The organism is Stenotrophomonas sp. HMWF003, from assembly GCF_003061285.1.
GTDB classification, from domain to species: domain Bacteria; phylum Pseudomonadota; class Gammaproteobacteria; order Xanthomonadales; family Xanthomonadaceae; genus Stenotrophomonas; species Stenotrophomonas maltophilia_AP.
The window spans coordinates 767-7,848 of the sequence record NZ_QAIW01000239.1; the positions used below are offsets into that span (position 1 = coordinate 767).

7 protein-coding genes are annotated in these 7,082 nt (G+C 68.0%); 3 read left to right on the forward strand and 4 right to left on the reverse strand.

Annotation, left to right across the window (positions count from 1 at the left end; all coding sequences use genetic code 11):
• Both DBR34_RS22550 and DBR34_RS09810 read left to right on the forward strand, forming a co-directional pair.
• Nucleotides 1-1,332 (forward strand): histidine kinase (locus tag DBR34_RS22550; RefSeq protein WP_258223793.1); only part of this gene is annotated, 1,332 nt, incomplete at its 5' end.
• Between the two features lie 2 nt (nt 1,333-1,334).
• A complete protein-coding gene (locus tag DBR34_RS09810) occupies nt 1,335-3,092 on the forward strand; it encodes an EAL domain-containing protein (RefSeq protein WP_128096648.1) in 1,758 nt (585 codons plus the stop codon).
• A 125-nt stretch (nt 3,093-3,217) separates the two neighbouring features.
• Here the strand turns inward: DBR34_RS09810 and DBR34_RS09815 are convergent, their stop codons facing one another.
• From DBR34_RS09815 to flgA, 4 genes are all read right to left on the reverse strand, one after another.
• On the reverse strand, nt 3,218-4,447 hold the full coding sequence (locus DBR34_RS09815; RefSeq protein ID WP_128096649.1) for an ATP-binding protein: 1,230 nt from the start codon (nt 4,445-4,447) through the stop codon (nt 3,218-3,220).
• Between the two features lie 94 nt (nt 4,448-4,541).
• On the reverse strand, nt 4,542-4,880 hold the full coding sequence (locus DBR34_RS09820; protein ID WP_128096650.1) for a flagellar protein FlgN: 339 nt from the start codon (nt 4,878-4,880) through the stop codon (nt 4,542-4,544).
• Nucleotides 4,877-5,179: a flagellar biosynthesis anti-sigma factor FlgM gene (gene flgM, locus DBR34_RS09825; RefSeq protein ID WP_128096651.1), complete on the reverse strand. Its 303-nt coding sequence runs from the start codon at nt 5,177-5,179 to the stop codon at nt 4,877-4,879. The genes DBR34_RS09820 and flgM overlap by 4 nt, the downstream gene beginning before the upstream one ends.
• Before the next feature lie 109 nt (nt 5,180-5,288).
• Complete coding sequence (gene flgA / locus DBR34_RS09830; protein ID WP_128096652.1) at nt 5,289-5,939, reverse strand: flagellar basal body P-ring formation chaperone FlgA; 651 nt, start codon at nt 5,937-5,939, stop codon at nt 5,289-5,291.
• A gap of 105 nt (nt 5,940-6,044) precedes the next feature.
• On the opposite strand from flgA, the gene DBR34_RS09835 reads away from it, so the two are divergent.
• On the forward strand, nt 6,045-6,995 hold the full coding sequence (locus DBR34_RS09835; protein ID WP_038688425.1) for a chemotaxis protein: 951 nt from the start codon (nt 6,045-6,047) through the stop codon (nt 6,993-6,995).
• Nucleotides 6,996-7,082: the final 87 nt, after the last annotated feature.

Consider the following 7,082-nt stretch of genomic DNA (forward strand, 5'->3'; position numbering starts at 1 on the left):
CTCGGCCGCCGCCCGCCGGAAGCGAGGCGCTGGCACCGCTTCGAGGAACTGCTGGTGCCGGCCGACCCGGCCACCGCCGCGCTCACCGAACAACTGCTGCAGGACATGACCGGCGAGCAGGTGCAGATCGACGTGCTGCTGCCGCTGCTGGCGATGGACGGGCGCGCACTGATGGTGCACCTGCGCGCCGAAAGCGGGCACGACGACGCTGGCCGGCCGCGCGTGCTGGGCACGCTGCAGGATGTCACCGAGCGCGAGCAGTCGCGTCGGCTGCTGCGTGAGCGCGAAGAGCAGTTCCGCGAACTGGTCCGGGTGCTGCCCGATGGCGTGGTGATCCTGTCCGACGAATACGTGCTGTATGCCAACGCCTGCGCGGCGGCGCAGTTCGGTTATGGCCAGCACACGCTGCTGGGCGAGCCGCTGTCGGCGCTGGTGGACGCCGGTGACCTGGCGCGGGTGCGGGCGCAGCTGTTCGCGCCGATCCCGTTGCCGAGCACCGGCGCCGGTGAAGTGATCGGCATGCGCCGGCTCGACCGGCAGCGCTTCCAGGCCGGGTTGGCCGTGGGCGACGTGCGCTATGGCGGACGCAACTGCAAACTGTTGATCGTGCGCGACCTGAGCGAACCGGAACGGATCCGCGAAGCACTGGAGACCAGCAACCGCGAGCTGCAGGCGATGGCCGGGCGGTTGTTCTCGCTGCAGGAAGATGAGCGCCGCGCGATCTCGCGCGACCTGCATGACGACATCGGCCAGGCGATCACCGCCATGAAACTGTCGGCGTATGCTGCACAGGACGAGGCCGACGCCGCGCGCCGCGGCGAAGACCTGGAACAGATCATCCAGCTGGCCGATGCCACCGTTGGCAAGCTGCGCGACATTTCCACCCTGCTGCGGCCGCCACAGCTGGATGCGCTGGGGCTGGAAGCCGCGCTGCGCTGGCAGGCCGGCATGCTGTTCCGCTCGGCGGCGATCGAACTGCTGGCCGACATCCAGGCGCTGCCACGCCGCCCGCAGGGCGATATCGAGCAGGCCTGTTTCCGCATTGCCCAGGAAAGCCTGACCAACGTGCTGCGCCATGCGCGCGCCAGCCAGGTGAGCCTGCAGCTGCACGATGTCGGCGACAAGGGCCTGCACCTGCAGGTCCGCGACGACGGCGAAGGCTTCGACCCGGAAGGCCCGCGCGGGCTGGGCCTGATCGTGATGCGCGAGCGCGCGCAGAGCGTGGGCGGCACCCTGCGCATCGAGTCGGCGCACGGCGCCGGCACCCTGATCGACCTGTACCTGCCGTATCGCAGCAGCGCTGCGGCCACTTCTGAAATTCTGGAACACTGAACATGTGGAACCCTTCCCTGCCCCTGGTCAGCATCGAGGACGCGCCACCGCGCCTGGGTGCGGGCAATCCCGAGCTGCAGGCGATGGTCACCGAGGCCGCCTCCGGTGGCACGCCGCTGATGCTGATGCACGTGGACATCGACCATTTCGCGTCGGTCAACGAGAACATGAGTGCCGAAGTCGGTGACCAGGCGCTGGTACTGGTGGCCCAACGCCTGCAGCACCACCTGCGCGGCTGCGGCAAGCTGTGGCGGCACGGCAGCGACGAGTTCCTGATCGCGGTGCCGCGCAGTGCCGGCGTGCCGTTGCCTGAAGACCTGGCGGAGGAAATCCGCCAGCAGCTGGAACTGCCGTTGTCGGTGCTGCCGTACACGCTGTTCATGACCGGCAAGCTGGGCGTCAGCCTGTGCCCGGAACATGCCACCGTCACCTCGCGCCTGCTGGACCACGCCGAAGACGCCCTGCACCAGGCCGCCCGCGAAGGCGGCAACGCGGTGCGCATCCATGCGGTGGACACGCCCTCCAGTGCGCACAGCGAGAGCATCATCGCGCGCCAGATCGTGGACGCCATTCCCAATGGCGAGTTGAAGCTGCGCTACCAGCCGCTGGTAAGTGCGCGCGACGGCCACGTGGTGGGCATGGAGGCCCTGCTGCGCTGGCAGTCGCCCACCCTGGGCATGCTGGTGCCGGAGCGCTTCATGCGCACCGCCGAGCGGCTGGGCATCATCGTGCAGATCGGCACGTGGGTGCTGGAAGGCGCGCTCAAGCAGGCCAAGCTGTGGCGCGACCAGGGCTTCGATGATTTCACCATCGCCGTCAACGTCTCCACCCTGCAGCTGCTGCGCCCCAACTTTTTCGCCGAAGTGATGTCGGTGATGCAGGCCGCGGGCGTACCGGCGCAGATGCTGACCCTGGAGATCAACGAAAGCGCGCTGACCAACAACGTCAATTTCGTGCACGAAACGCTGGTCAACCTGCGCAACGAAGGGATCAGCCTGAGCCTGGACAACTTCGGCACCGGCGACTCCAGCCTGAGCGCGCTGGTGCGCTACCCGGTGGACAAGCTGAAGATCGACCGCAGCTTCATCAAGAGCGCGCCGGCCGGCAACCGCGAGGCTGCGATCGCGCGCGCCATCATCGCCATGGGCCACCAGCTGGGCATGACGGTGATCGCCAACGGGGTGGAATCGCAGGCACAGCTGGGCTTCCTGCGCCGCAACGACTGCGACGTGTTCCAGGGCTACCTGTTCGGTGAGCCGATGTCCGCCGATGCGGCCGGCATGACCCTGCGCCGCCGCTACCTGCGCCCGGAAGCGTTCGCCGAGACCCGTCCCGACCGCACGCTGCTGCTGCTGGACGACGAGGAGAACGTGCTGCGCTCGCTGGTGCGGCTGTTCCGTCGCGATGGCTACCGCATCCTGGCGGCCGGCAACGTGCGCGATGCGTTCGACCTGCTGGCGATCAACGACGTGCAGGTGATCCTGTCCGACCAGCGCATGAGCGACATGAGCGGCACCGAGTTCCTGGGCCGGGTCAAAATGCTGTATCCGGACACGATCCGGCTGGTGCTGTCGGGCTACACCGACTTGAACACGGTGACCGACGCGATCAACCGCGGCGCGATCTACCGGTTCCTGACCAAGCCGTGGAACGACGACGAGCTGCGCAAGCACATCCACCAGGCGTTCCGTACGCACGAGGAACAGCGGCGGGCCAATACGGCGCCGCCGGTCGCGCTGCCGGCGGCGGACGACGACTGAGGGCGGTAGAGCCGACCGTTGGTCGGCTGCGCTGCCCGCGCGCGCCAGTCACCACGGTAGAGCCGACCGTTGGTCGGCTGTTGTCGGAGCCCCGGGCGATGTCGGCAGCCGGGCAGAGCCCGGCTCTACGTGGGGCGCGGCTGCTTGATCGGCAGTACCAGGCGGAACCTGGAGCCGACGCCGGGGGTGCTGTCCAGGTCGATGCGGCCGTGGTGCTTGTTGACGATGCTGTAGGAGATCGACAGGCCCAGCCCGGTGCCGCTGCCGACCGGCTTGGTGGTGAAGAACGGGTCGAAGATGCGCTGGCGCAGGTCCGGCGAGATACCGCCGCCGGTGTCTTCGAATTCCACCCACACGTGGTCGCCGTCCACGCCGGTGCGCACGGTGATCGTGCCGCGATCGGCGATCGCATGGCCGGCGTTGAGCAGCAGGTTCATGTACACCTGGTTGAGCTCGGACGGCAGGCATTCCACCAGCGGCAACTGGCCGAATTCGCGCTGCAGGGTCACCTTGTACTTGAGCTCGTTCCAGATGATGTTGATGGTGGACTCGAGCCCGGCGTGCAGGTCGACCAGCTTCCAGGATTCATCGCGGCCGGAATACGAGAAGTCCTTCAGGTCGCGCACGATCCGGGTCACCCGCTCGATGCCCTCGCGCGACTCGGCCATCAGCTGCGGCAGGTCGCGGCTGATGAAGTCGATGTCGAAGCGGGTGCGGATGTCGTCGATTTCCGGGATGAGCGCCTTCGGGTCCGGTGCACGCAGGGCGCGCTCGTAGGCTTCGATCACGGTGAACAGGCTGCGCAGGTATTCCTGCAGGCTGCCCAGGTTGGAATGCACGTAACCGATCGGGTTGTTGATCTCGTGCGCCACGCCGGCGGCCAGCTGGCCGATGGAAGCCATCTTCTCCGACTGCAGCAGCTTTTCCTGGGTGCCGTTGAGGCGCAGGTAGGCCTGGCGCAGTTCGGCGTGGCGCTGCTGCAGTTCGCGTTCGTAGTCTTCCTGGCCTTCGATGCGGCGGAACAGTGCCAGGTAGTGGCGCTGACCCGCATCTTCGTGCTGGTAGACGTGGGCGATGACCATGCGCTCGCCCACCGGCAGGCTGCCGTTCCAGTGGCCGTGCTGGCGGGCGTGCTCCAGCGCGTCCGGCGGCAGCAGCTGGCGCAGCCATTGCGCGGCGCCCAGGCCGGCGGCGTCTTCGGCATGGCCGAGCATTTCGCTGACCGCGGCATTGGCCAGGGCCACGCTGCCATCCTCGCGGAACAACAGCATGCCTTCGTTGACCCGCTCGAACAGGGCAAGCAGGACCGGCTGCGGCGGCAGCGGTGCGGTGACAAGGTTGGAAGAAGCGGTCACGGTCACATCGGGCAGTCTAAACAGGCGCCCAATATACGCGTTGACCCGCGTGACGGCAGCCCGTGCACGCACAGCGGCCCGCGCAGGGGCCGGATCAGGCGACGGCCAGCGGCCGCCGCGTATGCAGGATGTTGGCCTGGCCCTTGGCGTCGTACGCCGAGGAGGCTTCGCTGCGGCCCAACTGGCGCAACGCCCAGTTGACCTCGCGGCGGCGGCGGGAGAGCAAGACGCCGTTGGCGCGGTTGCGCTCGGCCAGCTCCTGCAGGCGTTCGCCCTGCCCGACCGGCAGCGTGGCCTCGAGCGCACGCAGCGCGTCGAGCTTGGCCCCGGTGGCGCGGATCAATGCATGCACGTCATGCTCCACCAATGCCTGGCGTTCGACGTCCAAGGCATCGCTGAGGCGCTGCAATGGCTCGCTCATCGCCAGGTTCATCCCTGCAGCTGCTGGTCCAGCTCGAGCATGCGCGAGGCAATGGCATCGGGGTTGATCTTGTAGGTGCCGTTCTGCAGCGACTCGCGCACGGCCTGCACGCGGCCGGCATCGATGGCCGGGGCGGTGCTCAGTTCGCGCTGCATGGCCTGCAGGCTGGTGGCCTCGCCGGTCAGGCGCAGGCTGTCGGCAGCCTCGACCGGACGGGTCGGGGCATCGGTGCTGGCTGCCGGCTTGCTGCCAAGCGCGACGCTGCGCAGATGGGCGGTGGCCTGCAGGTTGCCGTCGATTTTCTGGCTCATGAAGTTGTCCTGGGAATGCGGTTCACAAGGGATAACGGCATGGGGACCGCCATCTTTAGGGGGTTCTGCGGTTTTTTTGACGAATTCCGCCGCAGGTTCAGCAATGTGCTCAGCGCGTCACAAAAACGTCGCCGTTGGTGGCCACCGTACCCTGCACGACCTTGCGTGAGGATAGATTCTCCACCGAAACACGTTCATTTTCACCGGCATCGGCCAGCGCCTTGCCGGCCACGCGGACTTCCACCCCGCCAAAGCGCGAGACCAGCGCCACGCTGTCGCCCCGGCGCACCAGGCGCTGGGCGACCAGGTCGTTGGCGGCGAGCAGGCTGCCGGCACTCAAGGTGCGCCGGGCCACCCGCCCGACCGCGGCGGCCGGATCGGCCAGCGCCGCCCCGGCAATCCGGGCCACGTCACGCTGGGCAGTGGTGATATCGGCCAGGGCGATGGTTTCTCCAGCCCCGATACCGCGGTTGAGGATGAGCACGGTCTGGTTGCGGCGGATCTTGACCGGCACGAACAGCCGCCAGCCGCCCGCATCGGGGCAACTTACTTCTACAGTGCTGGTGCCGGTGGGCTGGGCGCGCAGGCCCTGCCCGCAGACGGGCAGGCGCAACGCCGAATCGAGGGTGGTGTCGCCTTCACTGCCGGCCGGAAGGGTCGACAGCGCGGCGGCGCGGATGCTGTCCACCGGCTGCCAGGCACCGGCGGCAGACGCAGGCGCGCCGGCAACGGCAAGCAGGGCAAGGATGATCCAACGCATGGCGGCTCCAGGGGCAAGGCACATGCGCAGCGTCCTGCAAGCGGCGTGCCGGACGCGGGTTTGCCGAACCCTCAAGTCGACCGCGCTGGCGCCGATACCCCTTCCATGTCACATGACCTGCTCAACCGCATCGACCAGCGTACGCGCCTGGCCGGCCACAATCGTCTGGCCCTGCTGCTGTTCCGGCTCGGCGGACGCCAGCTTTTTGGCGTGAATGTGTTCAAGGTGCAGGAAGTCCTGCGCCGTCCGGACCTGTTCCAGGTACCCGGGCTGCCCAGCCAGTTCGCCGGCGTGGCCGATGTACGCGGCCGCTCGGTACCGGTGCTGGACCTGGGCCTGGCGATCGGCCACCCCGAACGGGAACCGGACGCCGACAAGGCCCCGGGCTACCTGGTGGTGACCGAGTTCAACCGGTCGATCCAGGGCTTCCTGGTCAGCGGGGTGGAACGGATCGTCAACATCGCGGTGGAAGACATCCACCCGCCGCCGGAACTGGGCGCCGAGTCGAGCTATCTGACGGCGGTTACGCGGTTCCAGGGCGAGCTGATCCAGGTGATCGACGTGGAAAGCGTGCTGGCCGACATCGCCCAGGTGCGCGGCGAGGCGGTGCTGGACCCGTCGCTGGCGCAGTCGCTGCCCTCCGACGGCCCGCAGCTGCAGGTGCTGGTGGTGGACGATTCGCGGGTGGCGCGCCAGCAGATCCGCAGCGTGCTGGACCAGCTGGGCGTGGGCGCGACACTGCTCTCCGATGGCAAGCAGGCGCTGGACCACCTGATCCAGATCCACGCTTCGGGGGAGAACCCGGCTGAGCGCTACGCGATGGTGATCTCGGACATCGAGATGCCGGCGATGGACGGTTACACGCTGACGACAGAAATCCGTCGCCACCCCGGCCTGGCCGGGTTGTACGTGCTGCTGCACACCTCGCTGTCGGGCGTCTTCAACAACGCGATGGTCGAGCGGGTGGGCGCCAACGCGTTCGTGGCCAAGTATTCCCCGCACGAACTGGCCGATTTCGTGCTGGATCGGTTGCGGAAGGTGGCGATGGCGGCTTGAACGCGGGGCGGTTGGTTCGCTGGGAGCGGCGGTCACGTGTGCGTGGGCAGGCCGGGGCGGATGGGGTTGCGGGACACGCCGTAAACC